Origin of the sequence: Exiguobacterium sp. UBA6309 (genome assembly GCF_002439205.1) — a bacterium.
In the GTDB taxonomy this organism is placed as follows: domain Bacteria; phylum Bacillota; class Bacilli; order Exiguobacteriales; family Exiguobacteriaceae; genus Exiguobacterium_A.
The window spans coordinates 91846-106703 of record NZ_DJTL01000036.1; the positions used below are offsets into that span (position 1 = coordinate 91846).

Below are 14858 nucleotides of genomic sequence, written 5' to 3' on the forward strand. Positions count from 1 at the left end.
GGATGTATAAGCCATTGTTGACAGCGGACGATATTTACAAAAAGGAATTCAAGACCGGCCTCCGTGGCTATGTCATCGAGGATGTCGATGGGTACTTGGATCAAATCATTAAAGACTATGAAGGATTCGAACGTGAAATCGAGCGTCTGAAGAAAGAGAATGAGGCGTTGAAACAAGCACCGGCTCAACCAGAAAAACGGGAAGAGCGTCGTGTCGAACACGTTGAACCGCAAGTGTCGAGCTCGTCCAATTATGACATGTTACGTCGTATTTCGAATCTTGAGAAGGCGGTTTTCGGTCGCCCTCATCAAGACTAATGAAAAAAGACATTTCTGCCAATCGTCAGAAATGTCTTTTTTGATTTCCTTCTTTTTGAAAGAATCGTCATGTATACGAAAACGGTGTTAAGATAACTACTAATACATATTACAAAGGATGATGAATCATGTTACAAGTCATGACTGCTTCTGTTCCGGCACCACCACGCCGTCGCTTTTTTGCAAGTAAGCAAGTGAATACGATGACGCATGAAACAGATGCGCTCTGCAATGAAATCCGTCATGTATGTCGTTTTGATTGGATGTTATTTGAACGTATACGTCTAACTGAAACGATTATCATTCCCTTTGCTTTGATTGGTCCAAAAGGGTTGTTTCTTGTGTTGCAAAACGATGCAGTCGTTAAATGGATGACGGAAGAATCCTGTCATGTCATCGATCCTATGCATGGGAAAAAGGTGTTTTCACCCCATCCGATTAATCAATCGAAACGAATTGTCCAAATGGTTCGAAAAACGCTAAAAAAACAAGGGATCGTCATACCGATTCATGGCATCACACTTTTTCCGAATGCACCACAGATGCGGACGGAACGAATTAAATTTCCGACGGGTCATACATTCAAAGATGTGCGAGCGTTCATTGTTTCAAAGAAATCCTCTCCTGTTCAAGAGCAAGAACGAAAACAAGTCGCGTTTTATCTCGCGCAGCAACAGGAATGAATAAAGGCAGTGAAGCGAACGCTTCACTGCCTTTCATTTAAATTTATCGTCTTGGTCGAGACGCAAGGATGTTCTCGGCTTGATCCAGGTCTTCTTTTAAGACATACACCGCTACGCGATCGTCTAAATCTTTACTGAAGCGTCGGAATAAAAACGAAGTCTTGACGCCACGTTCGACTCGAATGTCTAGATCAGCTGCCTCTAGTCGAGCAGCATCCTTCAATAAATCTTCTCCTTTTTCACCGAATGCTTCTCCGAGAAGCGACCATCGGAGATTTTCCTTCGCTCGTCTACTGACGATGACAAGAAATGCCACAATCAGAAGAATGATCAAAATCGTTCGAATCAGTTGTATATCCATATCTGCCTTCACCTCATCTTCTATCATACCGAGTTAGCGCGCATAAAGTAAACGTTCAACATAACGGGCGAACGATTTACTTTTTAAACCTTGCTGGCGATACGCGATATAACCGTCAGGGCGAATCAAATATAGTCCGGATTGCTTAATGCCGAAGCGTCGTGCGAGTTCGCCACCTTGATCGACGACACCATCCTCTTTAAGGGATTGATGGATGGGTACTGTCTCAAATAGATCTGGATAGGTATAGGCGAGTTCCTTAAATGGCTCAAGAAGATCGTCAGTTGCGTTTTTTGGTAAGAACAACAGTAATAAGAAATTTCGATCCGCGCGACGTAACAAGAGTTCATTTTTTTTCGTCCGCGGATGTACGACTTCACTGTAAGGCATCGGTTCACCCGGCTTAGGTGTCAATGGACTGAAGTGTCCTTGCGTGACAAAGGTCAGGCTTGCTGGGTAGTGACTGTTGAGTTGAGCAATTCGATTTGTCACGAAATGATGTAAGGGTGCGATTTTGAGACTATTTCGAATGACTTTTTCTTGTAGAGGCAACAAAAACGGAATGTTGATCTGCAAGAGTTCGGTTGCTAAATTCGTTGATCGTAAGATACCTTGTGCCGCTTCGCGGCGTTCGACACTGTAAGAATCAAGCAACGGAAAACTCGCTTTGAACTGATGCACACACCAAAGTTTCCAAGCAAGGTTCATCGCATCAGCAATCCCTGTATTCATTCCTTGACCACCGACAGGGGAATTGATGTGTGCCGCATCCCCAATCAAATAAATTCGATGGTGACCAAATTTCTCGATAATTCGATTATGGACACGGAACATGGAGTACCAATGGACTTTTTTTAGCTCGAACGGTACTTTGGCTCGATTTTGTAAAAAATCATCAATCGCTTTATGATCAGTTGGAACAGGTCCGCTCGTTAGATTGCCTGTAATGCGGAATAAATTTGACTGAAGTGGGAAAGACTCGATGACTCCATGATCAGAGAAGAAAATGTGGACCTCTTCGGAAGAGAGCGGCCAGTCGACTTCGATATCGGCCAATGCCCACGACTCTTTGAACGATTTTCCGCTAAATGGAAGTCCAAGTTCTCGACGAACAAAGCTATTCGCGCCATCAGCTCCGATGATAAAGGAAGCATCTACCGTCTCTGTCTCTCCTTTATGTTGTAAGGTAGCAGTAACGAACGTTGGGAATTGAGCGAATCCTGTTAATTCCGTATCTCGTTCAACGATATGTCCGTAAGTGGCGAGTCGTGCTTCGAGAATCCGTTCCGTCTCACTTTGAGGCAAGAGCGTAACAAACGGAAAAGGTGTATTTAAATCAGTAAAATCAAGCTTTGCCTGCCATGCACCATTAACATAGAGGTTTCCTTGATTGATTTTGATCGCATTTTCCATTAAATCTTCTGCCACGCCAAGTCTTGCGAACAATTCAAGGGAACGTGCTTGAATGCCGATGGCTTTGGAGACGACAGATGGTCCACTTGCACGTTCGACGATGCGGAAGGATAATCCATAGCGCGAGAGTGCGAGTGCGAGTGTTAAACCGGTTGGTCCGGCACCAATAATGAGGACATCTAATTTTTTATTCACGGATAACCCCCCTTAATTTACATCTTAGCCAAAACTCGTTACCATTAAACTATTGATGACACGCTCGACGTGTGAAAGGATGAAACTTGTGAACGAACAACTTTTTACGACAGAACGATTAATTGCGAATTTTAAGGAATATATCCGTCAGAACGAGGCTCATCTGACAAAGCGCAATGCTTTAAACGCCTACTACAAGACGGTAGCGGGATCGATTTTATCGGACCGGATCGCTAAAAATGCGGATCTGATCGTTCGTATGCGCCATCTTGAAGAAGCGTATCATCATGTTGCACAAGAAGGGCGATGAAGCAGGTGAACTTAGCCGATATCCGAAAACACTATGTAGATTCAGAAGAACGTTTACCTCGACATGCAGCAGCCGTACTCGTTCCTTTGGTTGAACAGGATGGCGAAGTCTATCTGTTATTTCAAGTACGAGCCAAAACCCTACGTTCGCAACCAGGCGAAATCGCTTTTCCGGGTGGTCGGATCGATATCGGTGAATTACCGAAAGCAGCAGCCATCCGTGAAACGGTTGAAGAATTAAATGTCAGTGCTTCCGAGATTGAAGTGATTGGAACGCTCGAACCACTCGTGACACCGAACCGGTCAATTATTTATCCGTATCTTGGTATTCTACATGCAACGGATTTTAATCCTTCACCGGCAGAAGTCGATCATGTCTTTCTCGTATCCTTGACAGAATTGATGACTTCTAAACCAATCAAAGGGGATATGGAGTGGCGGATACGCCCTGGTAAGGAAGTGCCGACCGAACGAATGGCGAATCGAGAAGCATATCTCGATCGTACGTATACGGTCACGGAGCATTTCTATGAGCACGGGGATTATCTAATTTGGGGATTAACCGCTAAAATCTTACGCCAGTTCTTAGCTCAATTGACGCGTGACTAGCTTTTTTGGTCGTTATTTTATATGATTAACTGTAATTGAACGTGTCAGGAGATGAGTCAAATGGAAGAAACAGAAGAGTTATTCGATTATATCGTTGGCGATATGGTAAAAACGAAAGAAGGCTGGGTGGCGGAAGTAACGGCAGTATTGACAAATACGGTCGTTGGTGATGTATCCCACACGAAAAACTTTGAGGCACTCGGCTTAGAGTTTGAAAAACAAGTTTTATTAAAGTCAGAGATTGAATTGCTAGAGCGCAAAACAAAATAATACATGAAAGCATACCAAGCTACTATGGTGTGCTTTTTTTATGTTCATTCAAAAAAATGAATAATAATGAAATATGATATTGGCTGGAGTGTAGATAGGTCAATCGAAATGACTGAAAACATCGAAAAGATACATTTATTACAAAAGAGTAACAAAAGATGAATCGTAACGGAACGGTTACAAAATATAAAAGCGTTGCTACACAACGAATGAGAGCGTTTTTTGTAAGCGTGTAACCATTTCGTTACTTTTTGACAGATATATTTCAAATCATGGTGTTCGCTTTTCAAACGGTTTGTCGCCGTGATACGTTGTGCGGGTCGTAAAACGGCGAGAAAGGTTGGCACCAACATGAAACGAACATCATTCCTATTATCCCTCTGTTTAGTGGGATTCATATTTATTCTTTTGCCGCATCATGAAGCTTCAGCGGCACAAATCGGGATTGGAACAGAGAAGACTATCGTACAAAATCCGTTAGAGATGAAACGTCAAGCTGCTCAAAAAAAGCGGGAACAAGCTGAGGCAGAAAAGCGAGCTCGATTACAAGCCGTAGCCAAACAAAAAGCAGAAGCGGAGCAGAAAGCAAATGCAAATGCTAAAAAGAGAGCACGACAAGCTGCGAAGCAAAGCCGGAAGCAAGTGAAGACGAATCGTTCATCAAAACGTACGGTAACATTTGAAACGACAGCGTATACGACAAATCCAGAAAACAATGGAAGCCGCTTGTATAATGGTCGCGCCTTAACGGCATCGGGTTATGACGTCACGAATACGATTACATACGAAGGACGTCGCATCGTTGCTGTCGATCCATCGGTCGTACCGCTTGGAACAAAAGTTCATGTAGAAGGTTTTGGTGACGCAATCGCACTCGATACAGGTGGTGCGATTCGTGGAAGAATCATGGACCTTCTAGTAGGATCAAAACAAGAAGCACTAGAATGGGGACGTCGTCAAGTCACGGTGACGTTCGAATAAGAGGCGTATATGGGTAGGCGATGGATAGTTTCCATCGTCTTTTTTGTTTTGATGAAGAATATAATAACGATCTGTTCGATGTTGGATTTAGAAAACAGGGGAAAGAGTGGACGGAATAGGTTTTAGAATGTCCAAGAAAGGGGAATTTTACAAAGATAATAAACAGGGGAAACGAGGGATGAGGAGTGATTGAGTTCAAAGATGTCGGCAAAACGTATGCGGATGGAACAAAAGCGGTGCAACACGTTAACTTCACCGTTGATCAGGGTGAGATTTTTTGTTTGATTGGTCCATCGGGTTGCGGAAAAACAACAACGATGAAGATGGTCAATCGATTGATCGATCACACAGAGGGTCAAATTTGGATCGACGGTGAGCCGATCATGTCAATCAACGAACATGAACTGCGGCGGCGAATCGGTTACGTCTTACAACAGATTGCCCTCTTTCCACATATGACGATCGAAGAAAATGTCAGTGTCGTGCCAGAATTATTAAAGTGGGACAAAGAAAAGGTGGCGCGTCGAGTCGATGAATTATTCCGTCTGACAGGTTTAAACATATCGCTTAAGAAGAAATATCCGAGTGAACTTTCGGGGGGGCAACAACAACGTGTCGGTGTCATGCGTGCGCTCGCAGCAGAGCAAGACGTCATCTTGATGGATGAACCTTTCTCCGCCCTTGATCCAATTTCACGTGAACAATTACAAAATGATTTGTTGCATCTAAACGAAGAGCTTGGAAAAACAATTTTATTCGTTACGCACGATATGAACGAGGCATTAAAACTGGGCAGTCGCATTTGTCTGATGAATGCTGGGGAGATTGCTTTCATCGGAACAAAGGAAGAAGTACTAGCGAGTAATGATCCATTTGTTCAAGAGTTCATGCGTCAAGTCAGGGGGAAAGTCGAATGAACGGCTTGATTGAAACGTATCAAGATCGGAAAAGTGAATTGCTTCAAGCGTTAATTGAGCATATTCAACTATCGGTCATTTCGTTACTTATCGCATGTTTCATCGCCATTCCGCTTGGGATCTACTTATCACGGAATAAACGTCTGAGTGAGTGGTCGATTGGTGTGACTTCCGTCATTCAAACGATTCCATCATTAGCGCTACTTGGTCTGATGATTCCACTTGTCGGAATTGGTACAGTCCCGTCTATCATTGCACTTGTTCTCTATTCTTTATTACCAATCGTTCGTAATACCTACACAGGTCTCGCCGAAGTCGATCCTTCAATTAAAGAGGCGGCACGCGCATGTGGGATGACCCCGATGCAAAGTCTATGGAAAGTCGAACTTCCGTTAGCTTTGCCTGTCATGATGGCCGGAATTCGAACGGCGATGGTATTGATCATTGGTACGGCAACGATTGCTGCCTTGATTGGTGCCGGTGGACTAGGGTCAATCATTCTCCTTGGAATTGACCGTAATGATAACTATCTCCTTTTGCTTGGTGCGATTCCAGCAGCTCTCCTTGCTCTTCTATTTGACGGTTTACTACGCCAAACGGAAGTCGCAACTCGTAAGCGGCAGACGGCACGTCTCGTGACGGCAGTCGTCTTAATGGTCGCAATCGTCATCGCACCTTTCGCATTCGGCCGTAGCGAACGACCAGATCTCGTCGTTGCCGGAAAACTGGGCGTGGAACCGGAAATTTTAATGAATATGTATAAAATCGTCATCGAAGATGAAACGGATTTAAAGGTTCAAGTCAAACCAAACTTCGGGAAGACGACATTCGTTTATAAAGCACTCGAGTCAGGAGACATTGATGCTTATCCAGAATTCACAGGAACGGTGCTCGCTAGTTTGACGAATGAAAAACCAAAATCAAACGATGCAAAAGAAGTATACGAACAGGCGAAAACCGGTCTAAAAAAACAAGATTTGACCTTATTGCCACCAATGAACTATAACAACACCTATGCTGTAGCCGTTCCGAAGAAATTAGCGGAACGCTACGACTTAAAGACGATTTCTGATTTAAAACAGGTCGCGAATCAACTGACGGCTGGATTTACATTAGAATTCAAGGATCGCCAAGATGGTTATAAAGGAATCCAAGATAAATATGATGTCAATTTCAAGAAGGTCGTCACGATGGAACCGAAATTGCGTTATAAAGCGATTGAATCTGGTGAAATCGATGTCATTGATGCGTACTCGACCGATCCAGAGATTGCAAAATACGACATGCTTGTTTTAAAAGACGATCAGCAATTATTCCCACCGTACGAAGGAGCACCTTTACTTCGTCAAGAGACAATCGATGAGTATCCAGAGGTAAAACAAGCGCTTGAGCAATTATCGGGTAAGATTTCCGATGAAGAGATGTCGAAAATGAACGAAGCTGTCGCGTATGGTGGAAAAACTGCAAATGCGGTCGCCCGCGATTACTTGAAGAAGGAAGGCATCATCCAATGAAACTATTACTGATCAGTAACCCGACAGCCGGTACGAATGGTACAGGATTACTCGGAGAAGTCATCGAACCGTTAAGTATGTTGTTCGACGAGATCGTCATTCGAAATACAAAACAAGCAGGAGATGCGATGCATTTTGCGGAAGAATCATCCGCGTTTGACGCTGTCGTCGTCATCGGTGGAGATGGGACGGTCTTTGAGACGATCAATGGTGTAGCGAAATTAGAAAATCGCCCGATACTTGGCATTATTCCTGGAGGTACGTGTAATGATTTCGCACGAACACTTGGCTTACCGATGGCGCCACGGCTTGCAGCAGAAGCAATTGCTATGCAACATGTCGTTCAAGTCGACCTTGGGCAAGTCGGAGATAGCTATTTCTTGAACTTTCTCGGTGTCGGTCTCGTCGCCGAAGCGTCGATTGGGATCGATACAGAAGAAAAAGCGCGTCTTGGGAAGATGGGCTATTATTTATCGACGATTCGCTCGAGTTTAGAAGCAAAACCATTCGAATATGAATTAATTTTAGATGAAGGTCGTCAAATGACAGGTGAAGCAGTATTGATTCTGGCAGCAAATGGAGAATCACTGGGTGGAATCGAGACGAATTTGTCGGATGGAGCTTATAATGATGGAAAACTAGATTTGGTAATTGTTGATGAGGTAAATTTGACGACAATCCGGGACGTCATCCTTCAAAAAATTGGTCTCGCCAATGATCCATCTTTTACCCATATCTTGACGAGCGGATTTCAATTAAAGACAAAAGAAGCAAAAGTCATTGATACAGATGGTGAAAAAGCCATCCATACACCAATTACCGTCAAAGTGTTACCGGAATACCTTCGAATGTATGGTGGCACTGATTAATACAATTTGAGTCGAGAGAAGGTCGAGATAATATTCGACCTTCTTTTTTTATTTTCATGCAATGCGTATATGCGGTTATGCTTTGACGCTTTAAAGAAAATATTTGATAAAGGATGACTTTCATGATTTCTTTCTGTACAATGAAAAAGTATTTTGAAAAGGAGGTGGAGCACCATGAAAGGAAACGCATGGGCTTCAAAAGTTGGATTTATTTTAGCAGCAGCGGGATCCGCCATTGGTCTGGGGGCCATTTGGAAATTCCCGTATACGACTGGAACAAACGGAGGGGGCGCCTTTTTACTTTTATTCCTCGTGTTTACCTTGCTACTTGGATTGCCTGTCTTGATTGCTGAGTTTTTAATCGGTCGAACGAGTGGGAAAACGGCACTTCAAGCGTTCTCGGCGCTTGGTCATAAGAAGTTCACGTTCATTGGTGTCCTGGGTGTCATCGCCTGTTTCTTGTTGCTCTCTTTCTACAGCGTCATCGGAGGCTGGGTCTTAATTTATACCATTCTTGGTTTTACAGGTCGGTTAACGACAATGGATAGTGGAGCACTCGGTGAATTGTTCGGAACGATTTCAGCCTCACCGCTTTATGTCATCTCGGGGCAATTGATTTTTCTCGCTCTGACATGTTGGATCGTTTTACGTGGTGTTCAATCTGGTATTGAAAAAATGAGTAAGATCATGATGCCATTATTATTCGTGTGTTTCATCATTCTTGTCTTACGATCGTTAACGCTTGATGGTGCGATGGAAGGCGTCAAGTTTTTCGTTCAGCCTGATTTCTCGGTGCTCAACCGAACTTCTGTCCTGAGTGCCCTTGGGCAAGCGTTCTTTTCCTTATCGCTCGGTGTATCAGCGATGCTGACGTATGCATCCTATATGAAGGAACGTGGAGAAATTAACCGTTCGGCAGCATGGATTGTTGCGATGAATGTAGCCGTCTCATTATTAGCAGGATTTGCGATTTTCCCAGCCGTTTTTGCTTCAGGTCTTGACCCGGCAGAAGGTCCAGCGTTACTTTTTATCGTCTTGCCGACCGTCTTCAGCCAAATTCAATTTGGTTCGTTGTTCTTGATACTATTCTTCTTGTTGTTCGCTTTCGCGTCGATCACTTCATCGATTGCGATGCTTGAGGTCGTCGTTGCTTCCTTGACGGATCGAAAAGAAAACGCGACGATGCGCGATAAAAAGCGGACGACTTGGCTTGCGACACTCGCAATCGCCATCGTCGGCATTCCATCTGCACTCTCGTTTGGAATTCTAGGTGATGCACAATTCATGGGGAAAACGTTCTTTGACAGTGTTGATTTCCTCGTCTCAAACATTCTAATGCCGATTGGTGCATTATTGATTTCAATTTTTGCCGGTTACAAACTCGACCGAACTCTTATCGAGCAGGAGCTAATAACAAGTCCATTCATGAAAAAAATCGTTCCTGTGTGGCGGGTAAGCGTATGCTACTTGAGTCCGATTGCGATTTTGATCATTCTCATCTGGCCAATTTTTGGATGATATATAAATAAAACTCTCGGAAGGTAGTCGACAACGTATGTCGACTACCTTCTTTATCGTAAGATTTGATATAAAAAAGGTGAACAGTTCGTTCTTCGGTCTGATGTCATTACTGCAAAAGTATGTTGAAATATAAATATACGAGGCGTAATATTTCGGGAAAACGGGAAACTTTTTGTTAAACGTTACGTAATGTTAAAATAAAGACACGTAGACCTGATAAAAGAATCAGCAAGAAGGAAGAGGGGATGATATGAAGTCTTCATGGTGGATATTTGGCTCCATCGGTATGATGTTCGTATTTTTACAATTGGCTGATACGTTCAACTTTTCGGGAATCTTCATCGCACTTGGGTTATGGTTCATTTGGAGTGGTTACCGGACTAAACCAGGACGACGATATCGGACTGAACGAAAATCGACCGAAATCAAGCGGAAAAATGTCAAAAAGAAACTACTACTCGATGACGAAGATGAGTTTGTGGGCAGTGTCATCTTAAAACCCGAGCAGGCAACACGACGCTTTGAGGAGACGGATGATTTAGAACTTCAAGTCTTGCAACGGACGATTGAGGAAGGATTTGTGAAAATCCAGACGTATGATCAAATCGTTCCCTCCATACGAGATGGTGAAATTAGAAGTGAGATGCGAATGGTTTCACGTGAAGCCCATGTATTGTTCGAAGAGTTATATGAAAGTCCACGAGACGTCAAAAAAGTCCGGGACTTCTTTACATTCTACCTAGATTCCTTATTATCGATTTCAGAAAAATACGCCGATCTGGAACGCCGAGGTGCCCAAGTTCAAGTTGATACGAAAAATCAACTGATTTCGAATTTGAAAATGATTGGTCAAAAATTAAAACAACAACAAACCTTATTGCTCGAAGGGGATACCGTTGATTTAGAACGGGAACTCTTGACGATTGAAAAGGTTCTAGCACAAGAGACCGAACAACAAAAACAGGAGGAGAGTTACCGACATGACCCATTCTGATAAAGAAACGTGGCAACAATGGCCTGATGAGCAAGATCAACCAACGATCTCCGATCCGTCGGTCGATCTAAATATAGCGGAGACACCTCCTAAAATGCCGGCACGCCCTGTCGAAGAGATGATTCCTTCGGATGTTCCAGCAGAACAGCGACAAAAGATCGAACGTTTGCTACAAGTAATCGATCTTCAAAAGACGGATGCCGTCATGCAATTTGGAGCACCCGTCCAGCGTGAACTCTCTCAATTCTCCGATCAAGTCTTAAGTGAAGTAAAAATGAAGGACGGCGGGGAGGCAGGAAAACTGCTGAGTGATTTAATGCAACGTGTACGTCAAATGGATCCAGACACACTTCAAGAAAAAAAGAGTTTCTGGTCGAATGTTCCGGTTATTGGGCGAGCAAAGAAAAAAGCAGAAACGTATTTCTTGCAGTATGAGAAAATGAGTGCTTATCTCGAGGAAGTCGTACACAATCTTGATCGATCGAAATTTGGATTGATGAAAGACATCACTTTACTCGACCAAATGTATCAAAAAAATAAACGTTATTTTGAAGAATTGAACGTCTATATTGCGGCTGGCGAGACGAAAATCGCTCATGTGCGTCAGCATGAAATCGAACCGCTACGGACAGAAGTCGAGGTATCTCGGGATCAGACGAAGTTACAGGAATTAAATGACTTGATTCAATTGACGGACCGTTTCGAAAAGAAAATCCATGATTTAAAATTATCACGAACGATCAGTTTGCAAATGGCGCCGCAAATTCGCGTCATTCAACAAAATAACCAAATTTTAGCGGAAAAAATCGAATCGGCAGTCGTCAATACGATTCCGCTCTGGAAAAACCAAGTCGTCTTATCCTTAAGTTTATCACGTCAAAAAGCAGCACTCGAAATGCAAAAGGATGTCACCAACACGACGAATCAGCTACTTGAGCAAAATTCGAAGTTACTGAAAGAATCGTCGATTGAAATTGCGGAAGAAAACGAAAAAGGAATTGTTTCTGTCGAATCATTAAAAGTGGCACACCAAAACTTGATTGAGACACTTGATGAGACATTACGCATTCAACAAGAAGGAAAACAAAAACGCCGCGACGCTGAGCATGAATTAGAACGAATGGAAAACGAATTGAAACAAAAAGTCATCGAAGTTGCCTCAAAAAGTAGAGAATTACCGAATCGACCATACTAAGGAACACGAATTTTCGTGTTCCTTTCCTTCATGAAAGGAAGGATTTTAAATGAATATAGAAGAGAAGCAATTGAAGTGGGACACAACATGGTTATTATTTGCGCGGATGATGGCAGATCGTCATTCAAAATGCGCCTCAAAATCCGTTGCTTGTGTCATCGTCAAAGACGAAAAGCCGATTTCGATCGGGATAAACGGAACACCCAGTCAGCATGTGAATTGTAATGAAATTTACTTAAAGCAAGAGGGTATTCTCTATACATCAAGATCCGACCATCCGATTACTGAAGAGTCGATTGAACGAAACGGGATTCTCTTTTATCGTTGTGAAAATCAAGAGGAACATCATGAATGGTCGAAGCAGCATGAGATTCATGCTGAAATCAATGCACTCGGTAAGCTAGCTGCCGATTCGACGAGTGCGCGTCATGCGACAGCATACGTCACACATAGTCCGTGTCATGCGTGTAGTTTAGCGCTTATTGCCTCTAAAATTGATCGTGTCGTCTATTCGACAGGATATGAATATGGGGACGGATTGAACCTGATGCGACAAAGTGGAATCGAAGTCATCCACTTGCCACTCGCAAACGAATATTTTCTTGAAAAAATTTAACGGAAAAGGGTTGTAAACGCTTCCATAGCATTGTATGATGAAATCAAGCATTGCCATGGTAATTATTCACTCTTCCATTCGGACTGATTTTCAATCGAAAATCGGTCCACTTTTTTTAGAAAAGAATTGACAAGACTTGAATAGTTTGGCATGATGACTATAGAATATGACGAAGCGGAACGCCGCATTTTCATACAAAACCAATCAAGGAGCTGGAATGCCAGGTCGTTGAATGAAAAATCCTGACTCATACGAGTCAGGATTTTTTTGTTATGGATGAACAAGCATGGTTTCCTTGAGACGCTTAGCACGGATTTTACATTTTGTAGCGACTGCACCCGCGAGGATTGTCATAAACCGTTGACAAAGAATGTCTGGTTGCGACTGATGTAAAAACAGTTGATGCAATAGTCGATTGAAAGCGGCATCAAGTGTAGAAAGATGTCGTTTGATAGCGGTCGGTGACATATGTTGAATTTCTTCTGCTAAATAACCTGCATCACATTGGAAAGCAGAGAGGATCAACAATTCCGTCTGCATATCAGCCAAGGATAGTCCTTCTTCTTTAACATAATGACATGCCTGACGTAACTCATGAAGTAACAACTCTTCCAGTGCATGCGACGTATGCGATTGGTACGGATCGTACGATTGAACAGCTTGCCGAATCTGGTCGCGTGTCACGATTTTGGATGGATCCAATTGATCGTGTGTGACGACAGCTTCGCTGTATAAATGAGTAAGTGGTCGAATCATCGTTTCTCCTCCTTTAAGCATAAAAATTGACTTCCACGTTCATCATAGTTCATTTAGAAAACGCTTACAATATATGTTTGATAGTAGTCGTGATGAAATCGTCTCTGCTATGATATGGATGAAGAAAAAGGAGTGAGATGAAGTGATACAATTATTCAAGGCGCTTCCAGAAGTGACGATGCCTTCTAATGAAAATGACGCTTTTTCTATCAATCAATCAAATCAACCGATTGGACTTTCGCTAGATACACTTGTTCCTGGTGAGCGAATCGAAGAAGTACTACTCGTTGCCTCGGGTGAAATTCGCACAGGTCAAACCGGACGAGAGTGGTTACAGTTTACATTCAACTCGCCTGCTGGATCTTGTAAAGGAAAACAATGGATCAATCAAGGAACAGCAGAAGAAGCACTCCGTCCATATCTCGAGACACGAATTGTTCGAGTCGAAGCAAAAGTAGAAGAGTATCCGCCGCAATCCGGTAATAAATCATTGACGGTTCAACGCGTCACACCGATTTATGATGCTTCACCTACGCAGTTCTTGCCACAGCTACCGTCAGAGGAGTCGCTTGAAACGTATCGTGATCAGTTACTTGGATTGATCGATCAACTAGATACGCCTTACCGAGAAATCGCGCTATCGATTTTGCGACAGTACTGGGCGGACTTTTCAACGCGACCGGCTGCCTTATTTCATCACCATGCCTATATCGGTGGATTATTAAAACATACTGCCTGTATGATGACGATTGGTCAAGGAATCTGTGATAGTGAACAACCGTATTTGACATTGCTGAAATGTATCCAAGAAGCAGAGGCCGATCACAAAAATGAACTATTCCAAGCACCTGAACGAGAGATGCGTCAATTTTCTTGGGATGACAGCTTTGATGCGCTTTATCAAGCAGCAAAAGGAATTGCTCTGTTAGATCAACGACCGAATCCGAATGAATTGTTGCTCGGTATTTTATTGCACGATATCGGTAAACTGTGGGAATATACACATGCAGGTGCATCGACAGATCGTTTTTCGAGACTGTTACACGTAACCGAAGAAGAAGAAGAACTAGCAGGTATTGCGCTAGATCCAGATGGTGTTCTTATAGGACATATGCCATACGGATGCTTCGTGCTCGAACAAACGCTTCGAGAAGAGAATATTCGGTTACCACGAGCGGTCTATCACCGTCTCATGCATATGGTATTATCGCACCATGGAAAACGCGAGTGGGGATCAAGTGTTACGCCGCAAACGGCGGATGCCTGGTATCTTCATGCGATTGATCTGCTCGATGCACGAAAAGAAAAATGGCGTCAGCAACAAGGACGCTAAGGAGT

The 14858-nt window shown here is 43.1% G+C and carries 17 protein-coding genes; 14 read left to right on the forward strand and 3 right to left on the reverse strand.

Features of this window, described 5'->3' with window-relative positions:
- Positions 1–2: 2 nt before the first annotated feature.
- Positions 3–317 carry a cell division regulator GpsB gene (gpsB, locus tag B3M90_RS12505; RefSeq protein WP_035407267.1) on the forward strand — a complete coding sequence of 105 codons (315 nt, stop codon included), beginning with the start codon at positions 3–5 and terminating at the stop codon, positions 315–317.
- 128 nt (positions 318–445) lie between these two features.
- Entirely contained in the window at positions 446–1000 is a 555-nt protein-coding gene (locus B3M90_RS12510; RefSeq protein WP_214854380.1) for a nuclease-related domain-containing protein, read from the forward strand.
- A gap of 43 nt (positions 1001–1043) precedes the next feature.
- Here B3M90_RS12510 and B3M90_RS12515 read toward each other — a convergent pair whose 3' ends face one another.
- Together B3M90_RS12515 and B3M90_RS12520 are read right to left on the reverse strand one after the other, a co-directional pair.
- On the reverse strand, positions 1044–1361 hold the full coding sequence (locus B3M90_RS12515; RefSeq protein ID WP_056062146.1) for a hypothetical protein: 318 nt from the start codon (positions 1359–1361) through the stop codon (positions 1044–1046).
- A 33-nt stretch (positions 1362–1394) separates the two neighbouring features.
- Entirely contained in the window at positions 1395–2969 is a 1575-nt protein-coding gene (locus tag B3M90_RS12520) for an FAD-dependent monooxygenase (RefSeq protein ID WP_214854377.1), read from the reverse strand.
- Positions 2970–3048: 79 nt separating this feature from the next.
- Here B3M90_RS12520 and yvfG point away from each other — a divergent pair, with 79 nt between their 5' ends.
- From yvfG to B3M90_RS12575, 11 genes are all read left to right on the forward strand, one after another.
- The gene (gene yvfG, locus B3M90_RS12525) at positions 3049–3279 is read left to right on the forward strand and encodes a protein YvfG (protein WP_231496844.1); all 231 of its coding nucleotides are present in this window, start codon (positions 3049–3051) and stop codon (positions 3277–3279) included.
- Complete coding sequence (locus tag B3M90_RS12530; RefSeq protein WP_035407281.1) at positions 3276–3887, forward strand: NUDIX hydrolase; 612 nt, start codon at positions 3276–3278, stop codon at positions 3885–3887. Before yvfG ends, B3M90_RS12530 begins: the two co-directional genes overlap by 4 nt.
- Before the next feature lie 60 nt (positions 3888–3947).
- Positions 3948–4157, forward strand: coding sequence for a hypothetical protein (locus tag B3M90_RS12535; RefSeq protein ID WP_023468601.1), 210 nt, complete (start codon positions 3948–3950; stop codon positions 4155–4157).
- A gap of 387 nt (positions 4158–4544) precedes the next feature.
- Positions 4545–5138, forward strand: a complete 594-nt coding sequence (locus B3M90_RS12540; protein WP_290784311.1) for a 3D domain-containing protein — start codon at positions 4545–4547, stop codon at positions 5136–5138.
- 185 nt (positions 5139–5323) lie between these two features.
- Entirely contained in the window at positions 5324–6055 is a 732-nt protein-coding gene (locus B3M90_RS12545) for an ABC transporter ATP-binding protein (RefSeq protein ID WP_214854362.1), read from the forward strand.
- Entirely contained in the window at positions 6052–7569 is a 1518-nt protein-coding gene (locus B3M90_RS12550; protein ID WP_214854359.1) for an ABC transporter permease/substrate-binding protein, read from the forward strand. The genes B3M90_RS12545 and B3M90_RS12550 overlap by 4 nt, the downstream gene beginning before the upstream one ends.
- Complete coding sequence (locus tag B3M90_RS12555; RefSeq protein WP_214854356.1) at positions 7566–8438, forward strand: diacylglycerol/lipid kinase family protein; 873 nt, start codon at positions 7566–7568, stop codon at positions 8436–8438. The genes B3M90_RS12550 and B3M90_RS12555 overlap by 4 nt, the downstream gene beginning before the upstream one ends.
- Before the next feature lie 174 nt (positions 8439–8612).
- Positions 8613–9956, forward strand: a complete 1344-nt coding sequence (locus B3M90_RS12560; RefSeq protein ID WP_290759070.1) for a sodium-dependent transporter — start codon at positions 8613–8615, stop codon at positions 9954–9956.
- Positions 9957–10209: 253 nt separating this feature from the next.
- The gene (locus tag B3M90_RS12565) at positions 10210–10953 is read left to right on the forward strand and encodes a 5-bromo-4-chloroindolyl phosphate hydrolysis family protein (protein WP_290759067.1); all 744 of its coding nucleotides are present in this window, start codon (positions 10210–10212) and stop codon (positions 10951–10953) included.
- On the forward strand, positions 10940–12148 hold the full coding sequence (locus B3M90_RS12570) for a toxic anion resistance protein (RefSeq protein WP_214854348.1): 1209 nt from the start codon (positions 10940–10942) through the stop codon (positions 12146–12148). Before B3M90_RS12565 ends, B3M90_RS12570 begins: the two co-directional genes overlap by 14 nt.
- Before the next feature lie 49 nt (positions 12149–12197).
- Positions 12198–12764 carry a deoxycytidylate deaminase gene (locus B3M90_RS12575; protein ID WP_056062130.1) on the forward strand — a complete coding sequence of 189 codons (567 nt, stop codon included), beginning with the start codon at positions 12198–12200 and terminating at the stop codon, positions 12762–12764.
- Between the two features lie 270 nt (positions 12765–13034).
- On the opposite strand, the gene B3M90_RS12580 is transcribed toward B3M90_RS12575, so the two are convergent.
- On the reverse strand, positions 13035–13520 hold the full coding sequence (locus tag B3M90_RS12580) for a hypothetical protein (protein ID WP_290784314.1): 486 nt from the start codon (positions 13518–13520) through the stop codon (positions 13035–13037).
- A gap of 142 nt (positions 13521–13662) precedes the next feature.
- Here B3M90_RS12580 and B3M90_RS12585 point away from each other — a divergent pair, with 142 nt between their 5' ends.
- The gene (locus B3M90_RS12585; RefSeq protein WP_290784316.1) at positions 13663–14853 is read left to right on the forward strand and encodes an HD domain-containing protein; all 1191 of its coding nucleotides are present in this window, start codon (positions 13663–13665) and stop codon (positions 14851–14853) included.
- Positions 14854–14858: the final 5 nt, after the last annotated feature.